Annotated in this window: 12 protein-coding genes; 7 read left to right on the plus strand and 5 right to left on the minus strand. The window is 64.2% G+C overall.

Annotated elements, in window-relative coordinates; all coding sequences use genetic code 11:
- Window positions 1-2: 2 nt before the first annotated feature.
- Window positions 3-728: a polysaccharide biosynthesis/export family protein gene (locus ACZ1JV_RS12370; protein WP_465151781.1), complete on the minus strand. Its 726-nt coding sequence runs from the start codon at window positions 726-728 to the stop codon at window positions 3-5.
- A gap of 491 nt (window positions 729-1,219) precedes the next feature.
- On the opposite strand from ACZ1JV_RS12370, the gene ACZ1JV_RS12375 reads away from it, so the two are divergent.
- The 3 genes from ACZ1JV_RS12375 (at window position 1,220) to ACZ1JV_RS12385 (ending at window position 6,212) form a co-directional block, all read left to right on the plus strand.
- The gene (locus ACZ1JV_RS12375) at window positions 1,220-2,662 is read left to right on the plus strand and encodes an O-antigen ligase family protein (RefSeq protein ID WP_465151782.1); all 1,443 of its coding nucleotides are present in this window, start codon (window positions 1,220-1,222) and stop codon (window positions 2,660-2,662) included.
- Window positions 2,663-2,822: 160 nt separating this feature from the next.
- Window positions 2,823-5,018: a GumC family protein gene (locus ACZ1JV_RS12380; protein ID WP_465151783.1), complete on the plus strand. Its 2,196-nt coding sequence runs from the start codon at window positions 2,823-2,825 to the stop codon at window positions 5,016-5,018.
- Between the two features lie 15 nt (window positions 5,019-5,033).
- On the plus strand, window positions 5,034-6,212 hold the full coding sequence (locus ACZ1JV_RS12385; protein ID WP_465151784.1) for a hypothetical protein: 1,179 nt from the start codon (window positions 5,034-5,036) through the stop codon (window positions 6,210-6,212).
- A 19-nt stretch (window positions 6,213-6,231) separates the two neighbouring features.
- Here ACZ1JV_RS12385 and ACZ1JV_RS12390 read toward each other — a convergent pair whose 3' ends face one another.
- From ACZ1JV_RS12390 to otsB, 4 genes are all read right to left on the minus strand, one after another.
- Complete coding sequence (locus ACZ1JV_RS12390) at window positions 6,232-6,492, minus strand: hypothetical protein (protein ID WP_465151785.1); 261 nt, start codon at window positions 6,490-6,492, stop codon at window positions 6,232-6,234.
- A 219-nt stretch (window positions 6,493-6,711) separates the two neighbouring features.
- A complete protein-coding gene (gene otsA, locus ACZ1JV_RS12395) occupies window positions 6,712-8,154 on the minus strand; it encodes an alpha,alpha-trehalose-phosphate synthase (UDP-forming) (protein ID WP_465151786.1) in 1,443 nt (480 codons plus the stop codon).
- A gap of 51 nt (window positions 8,155-8,205) precedes the next feature.
- The gene (locus ACZ1JV_RS12400; RefSeq protein ID WP_465151787.1) at window positions 8,206-10,020 is read right to left on the minus strand and encodes a glycoside hydrolase family 15 protein; all 1,815 of its coding nucleotides are present in this window, start codon (window positions 10,018-10,020) and stop codon (window positions 8,206-8,208) included.
- Window positions 10,017-10,859, minus strand: coding sequence for a trehalose-phosphatase (gene otsB, locus ACZ1JV_RS12405; RefSeq protein WP_465151788.1), 843 nt, complete (start codon window positions 10,857-10,859; stop codon window positions 10,017-10,019). The genes ACZ1JV_RS12400 and otsB overlap by 4 nt, the downstream gene beginning before the upstream one ends.
- A gap of 233 nt (window positions 10,860-11,092) precedes the next feature.
- Here otsB and ACZ1JV_RS12410 point away from each other — a divergent pair, with 233 nt between their 5' ends.
- The 4 genes from ACZ1JV_RS12410 (at window position 11,093) to ACZ1JV_RS12425 (ending at window position 16,004) form a co-directional block, all read left to right on the plus strand.
- Entirely contained in the window at window positions 11,093-12,139 is a 1,047-nt protein-coding gene (locus ACZ1JV_RS12410) for a mannose-1-phosphate guanylyltransferase (RefSeq protein WP_465151789.1), read from the plus strand.
- A 121-nt stretch (window positions 12,140-12,260) separates the two neighbouring features.
- Window positions 12,261-13,007 carry an HAD-IIB family hydrolase gene (locus ACZ1JV_RS12415; RefSeq protein WP_465151790.1) on the plus strand — a complete coding sequence of 249 codons (747 nt, stop codon included), beginning with the start codon at window positions 12,261-12,263 and terminating at the stop codon, window positions 13,005-13,007.
- A 371-nt stretch (window positions 13,008-13,378) separates the two neighbouring features.
- Window positions 13,379-14,545: a nucleotide sugar dehydrogenase gene (locus ACZ1JV_RS12420; protein ID WP_465151791.1), complete on the plus strand. Its 1,167-nt coding sequence runs from the start codon at window positions 13,379-13,381 to the stop codon at window positions 14,543-14,545.
- Window positions 14,546-14,744: 199 nt separating this feature from the next.
- A complete protein-coding gene (locus ACZ1JV_RS12425; protein WP_465151792.1) occupies window positions 14,745-16,004 on the plus strand; it encodes an oligosaccharide repeat unit polymerase in 1,260 nt (419 codons plus the stop codon).
- Window positions 16,005-16,011 lie beyond the last annotated feature (7 nt).

The following is a 16,011-nucleotide window of genomic DNA, read 5'->3' on the forward strand; positions in this document are numbered from 1 at the left end:
ACTCAACTGTTCGTGCTGATCACCGCGAAGATGTTGAAGATCGGCGCCATCTTCAGGAAGTCCTGCCACAGGCCCCTGATCCGCGAATAGCCCACCATCACGATGTCGCCGTCCATGATCACGGGATCGGGGCTGACGCCGGTGCGGATGTCCTTCACGTTGAAGCGCGCGGCCATGCGTTTGCCGTCGATGGTGCGGAAGATCACGATCTCGTCCAGCTTGGCGGTCACCGACGGGCTCTGCGCCTTGGCCAGCGCGCCCAGCAGCGTCATGTTGGAGGTCAGTTCGTAGACCCCCGGCATCTTCACTTCGCCTTCGACCGAGACGTAGCGCGGCGCCGGAACGTCCACCGAAACCGCCACTTGCGGATCGCGCAGGTATTTGTTGCCCAGCAGCGTTGCCACTTGCGTGGTCGCCTCCGCCGCGCTGAGCCCCGCCACCTTGACCGGGCCGGCCATGGGAAGCTGAACGAAGCCGGCATCGTCAACCACCGCCTTCTCCACCGAAAGGTCAGGCTCGCCGTAGACGCGCACTTGCAGCACGTCGCGCGGAGTGATGGCGTAGACGCTGGGGGCGGGCACTGTGGGCGGGACCACCTGATATGCTGCGGCGCCGGTGGGCAGGTTCGGATTATGCGTGGTCGATGTGCAGCCGGCGAGTGCGGTTCCGGCAAGCAACGCGCCGGTAATCAGACGGAAAAGGGCAGGGGTCTTGTTCGATCTGCGCACCTTCAAGTGTCTCCCTGACCAGTAAGATAATGAGGAATTGTCCGGTAATTCGAGGGGGTAATCGGGCGGAAAGGCCTGTGCAATACTCTGAAAATCGGTTCCAAGCTTGCTGCTCTCGCTTGATCTCATTTGCGCGCGGTTGACTATGCGGTGTTTCCCTTAGGGTAGAATAAAAAGCCTCGCTGCACTGCAACAACCCGACCGGGCGGTATAAAAAGCTAATGCGCCAGGCAGCGCAGGAATTGCGACGAGAAGCCGCAAGTTCCGGCGAGTCGGGTTGCGCTGCGGAAAGATCGCGCTAACCATCGGAAAAATACAGAAATACGAATGCCGTGCATTCTACGGTCGTTTTCCATTCCATTGGGCCAAGTCTTCCACTGTTCAGGCGCGCCCATGAATCCAAAGGATGTAAACGGCTTCGTAGCTGCTGCAGGCGTCATATATAAAGGTCGTGCCCGTGAATGGATTTTCTGTAACAGGATCGCCTTATATTGCGGGCTGAAATTCTGAGCCGGCGGCCCGCATCGCGCGGGCAGGGGCCGCACGGTACCCGTGCCGGGTTCGGTGCGGCGCTGCGCGGCCGGGCGGGCGTTGCCGCTTCTCTGCTGCTTGTCGGCCTTGTGTTCGGTGGCGGAGGATCCGGCGCCGGGCTGGCCAACATGGTCGTGCAACTGGCGGGGCTGGCCGTGCTGGCATTCCATCGCGACGCGGTGTTCGACTTCTTCGTGAGAGCGCCGCGCCTGCCGGTCGTGCTGGTGGCGGCCACGCTTGCGCTGCCGCTGCTGCAACTGGTGCCGCTGCCGCCAGCGATCTGGCAGGCACTGCCCGGGCGCGATCTGGTTGTCCAGTCCTTCGACCTGATCGGGGTGAAGGGCGTCTGGCAACCGTTCACCCTCAGCGCGGCCCGCACCGCGATCGCATTCTTTTCCCTGCTGGCCCCGCTCGCCATCCTGACCCTTGCGTGGGACCTTGGGGAGCGCGACCGGCGGATGCTGCTGCTGGCAGTGGCAGCGGGCGGGGTGATCCTTGCGATTGTGGGTGCGCAGCAGCTGGCCAGCGGCAACCGGCTTTTCGTATTCTACGAAGAAGTCGCCGGATCTGCCGACTTGCAGGGCACCTTCTCCAACCGCAACAGCGGCGCGCTGATGCTGGATATCGCCCTGGTTGCGCTGATCGGCGCGGTACCGTGGCGCCGGGTCTCGCCCTCGTGGAAGCTGGGCGCCGTAGCGGTGGCGATCCTGCTGGTGACGGGCGTAGTGTTGACTCGCTCCCGCTCGGGCATGATGCTGCTGGCCGTGCCGGTCTTGCTTGCCGTGGGGATGGGGTGGAGCGCACATGGTTTTGGCCGCAATCGCAGGAAGGCTGCGTTGATCCTGGCGGGCGCCTTGCTGGCGCTTGTGGCAGGCGGCGCCCTGCTCAGCGGCAACCACCGCATTCAGCAGAGCATGGCGCGCTTCCATTCCGTGGAGGACGAACAGCGCCCGATCATCTGGAAGGATACCATGGAGGCCGTCGGCCGCTATTGGCCGGTGGGCAGCGGCGTGGGTTCTTTCGACGAAGTGTTCCAGGTGGACGAGGCGCTGGAGAACCTCAGCTATGGCCGCGCGGGCCGCGCGCATAACGATTTTCTGGAGATCGCACTCGAATCCGGCCTGGCCGGGATCGCGCTGGTGGCGGGTTGGGCGGTGGCCGTGGCCATGCTGGGCCTGCGCACCGTGCGGGCCGCCCGCCACCAGGGGCGGCATGGCGCAATCGGCCTTGCGGCGCTGGGCATCTTCGCGCTCATCGCGCTCCAGTCCATCACCGACTATCCCTTGCGGAGCCAGACCTTGCTGTGCGTTGCCGCACTGGTGCTGGCGCTGCTGATCGGAACGGGAAAGGCAGAACGGGAACACAACAGGGCGCAACACGGCAGCGGGTCGCATCGCGATTGAAATTCGAATCCTGCCACGGTGCGGACGGAACCGTCCGCGTCGGCGGCAGGCACTGCGCAGGGCCCGGAAGGCGGGGCATTGCGCGTGATCGACCTGCTGACGGGAACAATGGCTGCGGCCCGGGTTTCGACCGGGTCGGACAACATGGCGGGATGAAACCTTGAACGACGCATATTTGGAACGGGACGATATGGAGGGTTACTCCGCCGTGGAGGAAAGCGGCCCCGATCTATCCGCCATGGTCAAGGCCGTGGTGGGCGCCGTGCGCCGCAACTGGGCGCTGATCGCCGGAATCGTCGGCGGGATCGTGCTGCTGGGCGTGGCCATGACCTTGCTGGTCGCGCCGAAATACCGCGCGCAAGTGCGCGTGCTGATCGAGGATCAGGCCGACCAGATCATCGAGGGTACGGACCTGCAGAAGGTCAACAACGTGCAGGATACCGATCGCTTCCTGCAGACGCAGGTGGGCATCATCCAGAGCCGCTCGCTGGCGCAGAGTGTGGTGGAAAGCGGCAAGCTGGACCGTGACGCGGCGTTCTTCGATGCGATGGGGCAGGACATGCCCACGGCGGATACCGTGTCCGACCTGGGCGGCGGCAAGACGCTGGATCAGGTCCGCAAGGATGCCGCGATCGAGGCGCTGCTGGAAAATGTCAGCGTGGACTTGCCGCCGGATAGCCGCATCGTCTCGATCAGCGTTTCCAGCCGCAGCCCCAGCTATTCGGCGAAGCTGGCCCAGCTTTACGGCGAACGCTTCATCGATCGCAATCTGGACCAGAAGTACAACAGTTCCTCTTACGCGCGCCGCTTCCTTTCCGATCAGCTTGACGAAGCGCGCGACAAGGTCACCCAGTCGGAGCGCGACCTCAACCAATACGCCCGCGCCGCCGGGCTGATCCGCGTGACAAGTCAGGGCGAGAACGGCGATTCGGAATCGGTGCTGTCCGTCACCAACAGCACGCTGGTCCAGCTGACCGACGCGGCCTCCAAGGCGACCGCCACGCGCATCGCGGCGGAAGACCGCTGGCGCACGCTGGCGAAGCAGGACCCGCTTTCGATTCCCGAAGTCAACGGCAATCCGGCGATCTCCACGCTGCTGAGCGAAAAGGCCAAAGTGGAGGCCGATCTGGCCGAAGAACAATCCCGCCATCTGGACGATTTCGTCACGGTGAAGTCGAAGAAGGCCGAAGTCGCGGAGTACGACCGCCGGATCGATACGATCGCGCAATCGCTGAAGAAGACGGCCTATCTGGAATATCAGGCCGCGCTGGAGCAGGAAAAGTCGCTGACCGCACGGGTCGGCGGGCTGCGCGGCGATGCGCTGAAGGAACAGGACCGGGGTGTGCAGTACGCCGTGCTGAAGCGTGTGGCGGATACCAATCGCACGCTCTACGACACATTGCTGTCACGCTATAACCAGCTCAACGCGGCGGCCGGCGCCTCGTCCAACAACCTGACGCTGGTGGACCGGGCGGAAGTGCCCACCAAGCCTTATTCGCCGCGCCTTCTGGTGAACATCATCATCGCGTTGGTGATCGGCCTCATCGTCGCCGCCGGCGTGGTGTTCCTGCGCGAACTGTTCGATGACACGATCCGCTCGCCCGAGGATGTCGAACGCAAGCTGGGCATGCCGCTGCTGGGGCTGATCCCGCTGGAGAAGGACGGCGACGTCCAGAACCACTTCAGCGACCATCGCTCCAAAGTCAGCGAGGCGTTCCGGTCGCTGGTCACCAACTTGCGCTATTCCACCGCATCGGGCCTGCCGCATGTGCTGATGGTGACGAGTTCGCGCGAATCCGAAGGCAAGTCCACCACCGCGCGGGCCGTGGCGAACGACATCGCGCTTCTGGGCAAGCGCGTGCTGCTGGTCGATGCCGACTTGCGCCGCCCCACCTTGCACCGCCTGATGAAGAACCAGAAGGCGACCGGCCTGACCGATGTGCTGACCGGGCAGAAGGCCTTCGAAGAGGCGGTCCATGGCAGCGACTTGGAAACGCTCAGCTACATGTCCGCACTGCCGGTGCCGCCCGATCCGGCGCTGATCCTGGCGGGCGAGGGGATGGCAGGCTTCGTGGAGCAGGCGCGGCAGCGGTTCGATATCGTGGTGATCGACTGTCCGCCGCTGCTGGGCCTGTCGGACGCGGCGCTGCTGGCGAACCATGCGGACGGCGTGCTGTTCGTGATCGATGCGTCCGAATTCCATCGCGGCGCGGTGAAGTCCGCGTTGCGCCGTCTGGCGCTGATCAAGGCCAACGTGCTTGGCGTGGTGCTGAACCGCTTCGATCCGCGCGTGGGCGGGGAAGACTACAGCTATTACACCAACGACTACTACAGCTATGGCAGCAAGCAGGGGTAAGGGGCGATGCCGTCGGTGATCGGAAAGGCCGCCTGGTTCGCACTTGCCGCCGTGATCGCGGTGCCGGTGGTGGGCATGGAACTGGACCGGCAGGCGCGGCGCGACGATACGGTCGTCGCGCTGGTGCCGGCGCCGTTCCGATACTTCGCGCTGGAGCCGCTGATCGAGCAGGCTTACGCGCGGCAGGACGACGAGCAGGGCTTGGCCCTTTCGCGCGAATATGTCCGCCGCCGGCCGATCCCTTCGGATGGGCTGGCGCTGATGGCCTATGGTCAGGTGCAGCGGGGGGACGAGGATGCCGCCGTCCATTCGCTGCTGCTTGCCGGGCAGCGCGGCTGGCGCAACCGCTTCACGCAGGACATGCTGGTGGTCATGGCGTTCCAGGCGCAGGACTGGAACGTCGCCGCGCAGCGCCTCGTCGCGCTGTGGCGCGTGGGGCTGGGCGATGACCGGCTGAAGGCGATGACCGAACACCTGCTGGAGCAGCCGCAGGGCGCGGCGGCCTTTGCCGGACAACTGGGGCAGGAAAAGTACTGGTCGAACGGGTTCATCGCCTGGGCCGGGGCGACGCTGGAGCAGGATGCGCTGCAGCGCACGGTGGGGGCCATGGCCCGCCACGGTGCGCGGGTGGACTGCGCCGCGCTGGCGACGCGGCTTCCGGCGCTTGTTCGGTCAGGCCGTCCGGCTGCGGCGGGCGTGCTATGGGGCGAACTCTGCGCGGGCGGACGGATGACCGCGCCCGATGATTTCCGGTTCCAGCCGATGGCCGATGGCAGGCTGCCCGGCCCGTTCGACTGGCAATACCCGGAAGTCGAAGGGATCGAACGGACGTTTGATAAAGGCGGCACCGTCATCGTCTATTCCAACCGCACGGCAGTGCGCAGCCCGATCGCCCGGCGCAGTGCAGTGCTGGCGGCGGGCCGCTACACTGCTGCCGCCGATGCCGACACCGAAGGCGAGGCAGGCGTCAGGCCGCTACTGCTGCGGATCACCTGCTATTCCGCGCGCGGGGAGGAGCACCGGCTGGCCGACATCGCGATCGGCACCGGCGCGCGAACCGTATCGGGTGCAGAAGCGCCGGCGGAAGCTGGCGAATTCGCCATCCCCGCCGACGAGTGCCGGACCCAGGATCTGGCGCTGCTGACCGGACGGGGCGAGGGCCGCATCCGCCGGGTGAGCATCGTTGCGCAATAAAGGGCGATGACGGGGCCGGTCAGGCCCCGTCAGGCGCGAAATGGTGGACGATCTGATCGTCCAGCGGCTGCGTGAAACGCAGCGAATGATGCCGGTCGTCGCTGCGTGTCGCGGTGGCGGCAAACGGCCCCATGGCACCGATCCACACTGTCAGTTCGCCTTCCAGATCCATGGCGGTTGCATCCGTTTCGACCGCGCAGCCAATGCGTGCAAGGTCCAGAATGCGCACGGCCATGGCTTCGCCGGAGCGAACGCATTCGCCGTAAAGAACTTGGCTCATCAACTCACCCTGTCGCCCGGTTATCCGGGCTTTCCAGTGTACTATTATAGGACGGTACGGAGCCTCTTCTGCCGCGAAGGGCGAGTCTCCGCCGTCCACATCCTCTGATTACCTGCCTTAGAGGTCAGATTGGTTGCAGGCGAGTGACGATTTGCGAACGATCCGGAATTTCCGGTTGATTACCCGTCCGCGTAGGACGGGTTGCAAATCCCGCCTGCGTCATGCCGTTTCGTCGGCCGGGGCGCTTTTCGGCGTGCCACTCGCTTCCCCGGCTTCCTGCTCCTCGGACGGGCCGAACAGGGCGGTGACGAAATCCTCCCGCCAGCGCCGCACATCGTGGTCGCGGACCGAGGCAAGCAGCTTGCCATGGCGCTCGCGGCGTTCCTCCAGCGGCATTTCCAGCGCGCGCTTGATCGCCTCGCTCACATGTTCGATCGAGTGCGGGTTCACCAGCAGCGCATCCTTCAACTGGTCCGCCGCGCCGGCAAACTGCGACAGGATCAGCACGCCGGGGTCTTCCGGATCCTGCGCGGCGACATATTCCTTGGCGACAAGGTTCATGCCGTCGCGCAGCGGGGTGACCAGGCCGATATCCGCCGCGCGGTAGAATCCGGCCAGTTGCGCACGCGGATAGCCGCGGTTGACATAGCGGATCGGTACGAAGGCGACATCGGCGTGGGCGCCGTTGATATGCCCGGTCTTGCGTTCCAGATCCTCGCGGATCTGCTGGTAGCTGGCGACATCCTCGCGCGAAGGCGGGGCGATCTGCAGCAGGACCGCCCGTGCCGCCAGTTCGGGATTGTCCGCCAGAAAGCGGCCATAGGCCTCGAACCGTTCGCCAAGACCTTTGGAATAGTCCAGCCGGTCCACGCCGATCAGGATCTTGCGGCCGCGCACGCTCTGCTTCAGCCGGTCATGTGCGGCGCGGGCTTCGGCGCCGCCGGAAGCCTCGGTGAATTCTTCGTAGTCGATGCCGATGGGGAAGGCGCGGGCGACGACGCGGCGGCCCTCGTAATCGATCGAATTGTCGGCGTTGACCTTCAGGCCCATTTCCTTCTGCACGTAATGCAGAAAGCTCTCCAGCCATTCGGCGTTCTGGAAGCCGAGCACGTCGTATTCCAGCATGGAGGCGACCAGCCGCTCATGCAGCGGCAGCGAGACCAGCAGGCGCGTCGGCGGCCAGGGTGTGTGCAGGAACAGGCCCATGCGGTTTTTCACGCCCTTCTGCCGCAGCATCGAACCCAGCGGCAGCAGGTGATAGTCGTGCACCCAGACCAGATCGTCCCGCTCGATCAGCGGCAGCACGGAATCGGCGAAACGCTCGTTCACGCGTTCGTAGCCTTCGCCGAAATTGCGATCGTACTCGGTCAGGTCGATGCGATAGTGGAACAGCGGCCAGAGCGTGCGGTTGGCATAGCCGTTGTAGTATTCCTCGATGTCCTGCGGTTCCAGGTCGATGGTCGCAGTTGTGACGCCTTCGTTGCGCTGCATGTCCAGATGGCCGGTGAACTCCTCGGTTTCCTGCCCGGACCAGCCGAACCAGATGCCGCCGTGTTCGCGCAGCGCGGAATTGAGCGCCACCGCCAGTCCGCCTTGCGCGCCGGCGGCACCGGCCGCCTTGGGCACCGAGACCCGGTTCGAGATGACGATCAATCTACCCATTCAAATTCCCCTGTGGCGCGCCTCCTGACGCGCGTTTTGCGGAACGGACGCTCAGCGCCAGTCCCGCCATGACCGGGACAGCTGCCCGGCGCAGTTGATGATACCCACCAGCGAATAGGTCTGCGGAAAGTTCCCCCACAACTCGCCGGTCTCGAAATCCATGTCTTCGGACAGCAGGCCCGATTGCGTGCGGTGGGCCAGCATGGCGGCGAACAGCCGCCGCGCCTCCTCGTCCTGGCCGGATCGGTGCAGCGCCTCGATCAGCCAGAAGGTGCAGATGTTGAACGCGGTTTCGGGCAGGCCGAAGTCGTCCTCGCTGTCATAGCGCAGCATGTGTTCGCCCCGCCGCAGCGCTTTCTGCACGGCGGCGAGCGTGGCCTTGAAGCGCGGATCGTCTGCCTCCACGAAGCGCAGCTCCACCATCTGCAGCAGGCTGGCATCCAGCTGGTTGCCGCCGAACGATGCGGCATAGTGGCCGCCAGCGCCGCCATCGTCGAAATCGGCCCCCTCGATCGCGTGCCAAGCCTCGGCATCGATTCTGGCGCGCACCGTGTCGGCCCGTTCGCGCCAGAGCGCGGCGCGGTCGTGCAGGCCAAGATGCTCGGCGGCATTGGCCAGGCGGTCGCAGGCGGCCCAGCTCATCACGCTGGAATAAGTATGTACCGCAGTGCGCGTGCGCAGTTCCCACAGGCCGGCGTCGGGCTGGTCGTGCGTCTGCCAGGCCAGTTCGCCCACTTGCTCAAGGCTGGTGAAATCCTCGGCCGAGGCCATGCGCAGCAGGCGCTGGTCGGAAAAGGCCTGGATAGAGGGCAGGACGATCTGGCCATAGCAGTCGTTCTGCACCTGATAATAGGCGGCATTGCCCACGCGCACAGGCCCCATGCCGCGATAGCCGGGCAGGTCGGGCGCTTCCCACTCGATGATCTCGCGCCCGCCGCTGACGGCATAGAGCGGCTGGATCGCGCCGCCTTCCGCATCGTCCACGATGTTGCGCAGATAGGCGAGGTACTTTTCCAGCACGTCCAGCGCGCCCAGATGGTTCAGCGCCTGCACCGTGTAATAGGCGTCGCGGATCCAGCAGTAGCGATAGTCCCAGTTGCGTTGGCTACCCGCCGCTTCGGGGATCGAGGTGGTGAGCGCGGCGACGATGGCGCCGGTTTCCTCATGCTGGCACAGCTTCAGCGTGATCGCCGCCCGGATCACCGCGTCCTGCCAGTCCAGCGGGGTGGCAAGGCCGCGCACCCACAGGCGCCAGTATTCGCAGGTATGGCGCAGCATGGCTTCCAGCCGGTGCTCCACCTCGCCGTCGAAAGGCTCGTCCGGGCCGAGGAAGAAGTGCAGCGATGTTTCAAGGCGGAAGAACCGCTCGTCGAACACATAGCCGATCGGCGCATTGGTGGTGAGGCGCAGAGTGTTGCGCTCGACAAGATAGCGGATGTGGTTGGAGCCGCGCGTGGTGGCGGCGAGCTGTGCGCCATAGCCGCTCATCGGCGTCAGCACGCAGCGGATGCGCGGCGATCCGGCCACGGGGCGGACGATGCGCGCATAGGCGACCGGGCGGTACATGCGGCCCAGTCGTTCGTGGCGCGGGCAAAAGTCGTAGATTTCCACCGCGCCGCCGGTCGCATCCTCCAGCCGGGTGACCAGGATCGGCGTGTTGCGCATGTAGGACTGGTGCACCGTCGTCTGGTTCTCCAGCTCGAAACGCCAGGTTCCGGCATCCTGACCATCCGCCCCGCGCAGCAGCGCGCAGAAGGTGGGATCGCCGTCGACACGCGGCACACAGCCCCAGACGATCGCGCCGGAACGGTCGATCAGGCCGGAAACCTGACAATTGCCGATGGGCCAGAGTTCAAGCGTGCTCATGCCGGGCGGGACTCCTCGTTTGCGGCGGCAAGCGCCTGTTCAAGCCAGCGATGGACGGATGCGACGGACTCCAGCCGCCAGCGGGCCGCGGTCTTGCGCATCGGGCCCACCAGAACGCCGTCTCCGCCCAGCCGCGTGATGGCGGCAAAGGCATCCTCGTCGGTCACGTCGTCGCCGATGAAGAAGGGCCGCGAACCGGCGAAAGGCTCCATTTCCATGAAGCGGGTGACGGCGCTGCCCTTGTCAGAGCCGGGCATGGCCAGTTCGATCACTTGCTTGCCGTGCTTCAGTGCCAGACCCAGTTCCTGCCGAACCCCCTCGGCACAGGCGATCAGGCCGGTCAGCGCTTCGGGATGGCGGCGGTAATGGACGGCGATGGAAAAGGGCTTGGGCTCCACCAGCAGGCCGCCGTTGTCCTTCGCGAAAGTCGTCAGCCGGGCGATCGCCACCGAAGGCAGTGGATCGGCCAGAGCTTGCGCCGTGGCATGGCCTGCCGGACGGAACTCGCCGCCATGCGATCCGGCCACCGCCACGCCGAGCGGGCCGACCAGTGCTTCCAGCGCGGCGATCGAACGGCCGGTCACCAGCGCCAGCCGCCCGTCCAACTGATCGGACAGGCGCGCGATCAGGCCGGGCAGAGTGCCCGGCACGACTACCGCATCGGGATGATCGGCGATCTCAACCAGTGTGCCGTCGAAATCGAGAAAGAGCGCGGGCGGCGGTTCGCCGATGCGCGCCTGTTCACCGAAGCGGGCAGGACGCAAGGGCGGCGGCGGCGGCAGATCGCGCACGGAGGCGCCATGTTCCGCCGGAGGAATGCGTTCGCTCGGGCCGGTCATTGCGATCAGTCTTGCACTTTGCAGCAGCGAACACCAGCCCCGACGGGGACGGATGAGAAGCAGGGAGGCGTGGGGGAGGCCATGCAGGGGCAACGCGCTGAACCGGAATAGGTTCCGTCTACATCCACGTGCGACAAGCGGCGCCATTCGCGCCAATTCGCGGTTGCAACAAGCAAGGCAGCAAGTATCACCTTAGGACATATCCGAAGACTTCGACGAGTTCATCGCGCCCCATGCCCACGATAGTTCCGGTAATCCTGTGCGGCGGCAGCGGCACGCGGCTGTGGCCGCGCAGTCGTGCGGCCCGGCCCAAGCCGTTCCTGCCGCTGGTGGGTGACAGCACGCTGTTCGAGGCAAGTCTTGCCCGCTGCCCGGCGCATCTGGGCTTTGCCGCGCCGGTGGTGGTGACCGGCGCCATGCATCTCGACCATGTCGAGGCGCAGCTTTCCGGCGCCCCCGGTGCCAGCGTCATCGTCGAACCTGCCGCGCGCAACACCGCCGCCGCCATCGCGCTGGCCGCCTGCCGGCTGCCCGAGGATGCGGTGATGCTCGTCTGCCCCAGCGACCATCACATCGGCCGCCCCGAAGTCTTCGCCGAAGCCGCCTGCGCCGCTGCCGCACTGGCGACCGATGGCTGGCTGGTCTCCTTCGGTATCGAGGCGACCGGACCGGAAACCGGCTTCGGTTACCTGAAGCGCGGCGAGGCGATCGACGGCACCCCCGGCTATCGCACTGCGCAGTTCGTCGAGAAGCCGGACCTTGAGCGCGCCAAGAGCTTCCTTGAAAACGGCGGTTATGCCTGGAACGGCGGCATCTTCGCCTTCCGCGTCGGTGACTTCATGGCCGAACTCGCCGCCCACCGTCCCGAGATCGCCGCCAAAGTGCGTGAGGCGGTGGTGAAGGGCGCCGAGGATGGCCGCCGCTTCCACCCCGATGCCGCGACGTTTGCCGCAGTGCCCAGCGATTCGGTGGACTATGCGGTGATGGAGAACACCAGTCGCGCGGCCATGGTGCCGGCGGACATGGACTGGTCCGACATCGGCAACTGGCAGGCCCTGCACGACGCGCTGGAGCGTGACGAAACCGGCAATTCGGTACGCGGGCCGGGCGCGGCGGAACTCGTCGATTGCAGCAATGTGCTGGTCGACAGCGACGGGCCGCGCGTCTCGGTAATCGGGCTTTCCGACGTCATAGTTGTGGTGGACGGGAACGAGGTGCTGGTCACTACGGCCCAAGGCGTGCAGAAGGTCGGAAAGCTTCACGGCGCCGCAAATCAATAGCGCCTGCAAGCGCTCGTTGTCCCCGGATTGCCACGGATGCGGCGGCAGGGGGGATTTCCAAGTCATGCGCCCGGTGGCAGGGCGCGCACCATTTCGATGTGATTGCAGGGATTGACCGGACATGAAGAAACTCGTTGCCTTCGATCTCGACGGTACGCTGGCCAAGAGTAAGCAGCCGATGACCGAAGAGATGGCAGAGGCTATTGCCCGGCTGCTGACGGTTGCCGACGTGGCGGTGATCTCCGGCGGGGACTGGCCGCAGTTCGACAAGCAGGTGGCCAGCCGGCTGCCCGCCCATGCCGACCGCTCGCGCCTGTGGCTGATGCCCACCAGCGGCGCCAAGCTCTATGTCCACGGCGATGGCGGCTGGAACGCCGTCTATGCCGAGCTTTTCACCGACGCGCAGAAGCGCGAAATCCTCGACGCTTTCGACGCCGCGCTGGCGGCCACCGGCTTCACGCCCGAGGAAACCTGGGGTGAGCGGATCGAGGATCGCGGCAGCCAGATCACGTTCTCCGCGCTCGGCCAGGAAGCGCCGCTGGAGGCCAAGGAAGTCTGGGATCCGGATTTCGCCAAGCGCAAGGTGATCCAGGCCGACCTGATGGCGCGCCTGCCGGGCGTGTCGGTCAATCTGGGCGGCGCCACTTCGGTGGACGTGACGCAACCGGGCGTGGACAAGGCCTGGGGCCTGCAGCGCCTGTCCGAACGCGGCAACTTCGCGCATGAGGACATGCTGTTCATCGGGGACGCCATTTTCCCGGGCGGCAACGACTATCCGGCAAAGGCGATGGGTCTAGACACGATCTGCGTACGCGATCCGGCCGATACCCTGAACGTGATCGACGCTATCGTCGCCTGCCAGAAGTAAGGCGGCATTACCGTGAATTGGCCTCGCCTATTAGGCGGGGTCATCTGGTTGATGAACGACCTATTAATATTAGCGTTTCGGATTCGACGGATTGCCAGAGAAGGGGCTCTTTACTGGCAATCCGTCCCGATAGCTTTCCGTCAGCCGATTTATACGAATCCGAAATTCGTTTCATCAGCTGAAATCATTCAGTTTATCCCGTTATGTGCAGTTGCAGCACGATCTCGTTTGACGGCGTCGCTCGGGCCCTCAATAGACTTAGCCACGGGGTAGCCGAATGGGTCCGATCGTCGCCTTCGGAGTAGATTGCGACTGCAGCAGAAAGCCGCATAGTTACGGCTGGATACATCGTTTAGCATGAGAGCGAGTTTATGAAGATCGCCGTTTTCGGACTGGGTTACGTTGGCCTTTCCAACGCGGTGCTTCTGGCGCAGCACAACACGGTTTTCGCGGTGGACATTTCGGCGGACCGGGTGGCCTTGCTGGAGGCGCGCAAGTCTCCGATCGTCGATGCGGAGCTGGAAACTTTCCTGGCGACGCGCGATCTCGATCTCACTGCCACGCTGGACCCGGCCGAGGCGCTGGCAGGGGCTGACTACGTCATCGTGGCGACGCCCACCAACTACGATGTGAACACCGACAAGTTCGACACGTCCTCGGTGGAAACGGTGATCCAGCTTGCCACGCAGCTCAATCCTGCGGCGACGATCGTGGTGAAATCTACGATCCCGGTCGGCTTCGTGGACGATGTGCGGCTACGCTATCGCACCGAAAACGTGATCTTCAGCCCCGAATTCCTGCGCGAAGGCCGTGCACTCTACGACAACCTCCATCCTTCGCGCATCATCGTGGGCGAGCAGTCGGAACGCGCGCGCGTGTTCGCGGACCTGCTGCTGGGCGGCGCGGAGAAGAAGGACGTCGAAATCCTCTTCACCGACACGCGCGAGGCGGAGGCGATCAAGCTTTTCGCCAACACCTACCTTGCAATGCGCGTCGCCTTCTTCAACGAACTGGATAGCTACGCCATCGCCGGCGGCATGGACACGCGCCAGATCATCGAAGGCGTCGGCCTCGATCCGCGCATCGGCATGCACTACAACAACCCCAGCTTCGGCTACGGCGGCTATTGCCTGCCGAAGGACACCAAGCAGCTGTTGGCGAACTATTCGGAGGTTCCGCAGAACCTGATCCGCGCGATCGTGGATGCGAACCGCACGCGCAAGGATTTCCTGTCGGACCAGATCATCGCGCGGCGCCCGCGCAAGGTGGGCGTGTTCCGCCTGGTGATGAAGGCGGGGTCGGACAATTTCCGCCAGTCTTCCATCCAGGGCATCATGAAGCGGATCAAGGCCAAGGGTATCGAGGTCGTGATCTACGAACCGGCCATGGTCGAGAACGAATTCTACAACTCCCGCGTGGTGCGCGATCTGGATGTCTTCAAGCAGGAGGCGGACGTGATCATCGCCAATCGCATGACGGCAGAGATCGAGGACGTGGTGGACAAGGTATTTACCCGCGACTTGTTCGGGTCTGACTGATTTTGATGTTCATGGATTGGCTCGGGTCGGTTTCAATACTGCCAGTCCATGAATAATTTTGAATATTGTCGCGTATTCAAAAAGCGCTGTTCATAACAATGAATATTGGCGAGGCGCGGTAATGGTTGCGAGTTCCTTGGCAAGGCTCAAAGGCATCAGGTGGTGGCATTCGCCCGCTGCGCTGACCGCTTTTTTCGTCATGCCTTTCTTTATCCTGCTGGCTCTGGTGACGCCGGCCGTGATCCGCACCGCGCCTGTGCTGCAGTCGCACCGGGTCTACGTCACGTTCGAGAACCTGGTGCAGGGCGTTTCGCTGCTGCTGGCGCTGATGGTCGGCGCGGTGCTGACCGAACGGTTTCCGTTCCGGCGCAAGCTGGTGATCCGCAACCGCGCGCTGGACTTCCTGTTCTTCATGACGCTGGCTGCCTACCTGATCTGGTTCGGCCCGCTCATCGTCCTGCATCCCGATGTGATCATGGCGACGATGTCCGCCTCTCGCGGGGCCATGTACGAAGTGCGTGAGTCAGCGCCGAATATCTCGGGCATCACCACCGCCACCCAGTTCGGCATCGCCTATGCAATCATCTACGGGATGAAGGTGTTTCAGGACGGGCAGAAGATTCCGCGCCGTTATCACCGGATGCTCTGGGGCATCATCGGCTTGGCCGTGTTCCGGGCAATAGTGTTTTCGGAACGCATCGCCATTGTCGAACTCGTGGTGCCGCTGTTCGCCGTCTATGCCACGTCCAAGGCGCCGCGCGCGCGGGTGACCGATCTGGGTTTCCGGTTCTTCCCTTACCTTCTCTACGCCGGGGCGCCGATATTCTTCGCGATTTTCGAATACCCGCGGTCGTGGATCAATCACTACGTGAACATCTACGATAACTTCTGGCACTTCATTGCCGATCGTTTCGCGCTCTACTACGCAACGTCAATCAACAATATCTGCGCACTGCTGCGCTATTCGCCCAATCCCACGTTTCGCGGGGAATGGACGCTCAACTGGCTCTACAAGTTTCCGGTGATCGGCCAATTGCTGCCGACGCGGCCCGCGACCAAGGATGGATCGTGGTTCCTCAGCTTCCTGTCGGTTTACGCCACGCCGGAATACAATAATACCACCGGTATTCTGACCGTGATCTATGACTGGGGCTGGGTTCTCGCGATATTTCTGATGATCATCTACGGCGCGATTGCCGGAATATCCTATTCGTCATTGAAAAGCGGATTAGGGCCGATGCGCTATATCTATCCGGTGTTTCTCTATTCGATGCTCGAAATGACACGGATCGGCTACATCTACGATGGGCGCGCCGTCTCGGTGCTGATCGGCATCATCGTCTGCGCCGTGGTCTGGGGCAAATGGGTGCCGGCCAATCCGAAAATTCCGCGAAAGACCAAAGCGACCGGCCCGATGCCGCCACGCGCCGTCGCGCTGAACGCGGCCTCCCGCGTCTAAGGATCCC

Source organism: Novosphingobium sp. BL-S-19, from assembly GCF_055521675.1.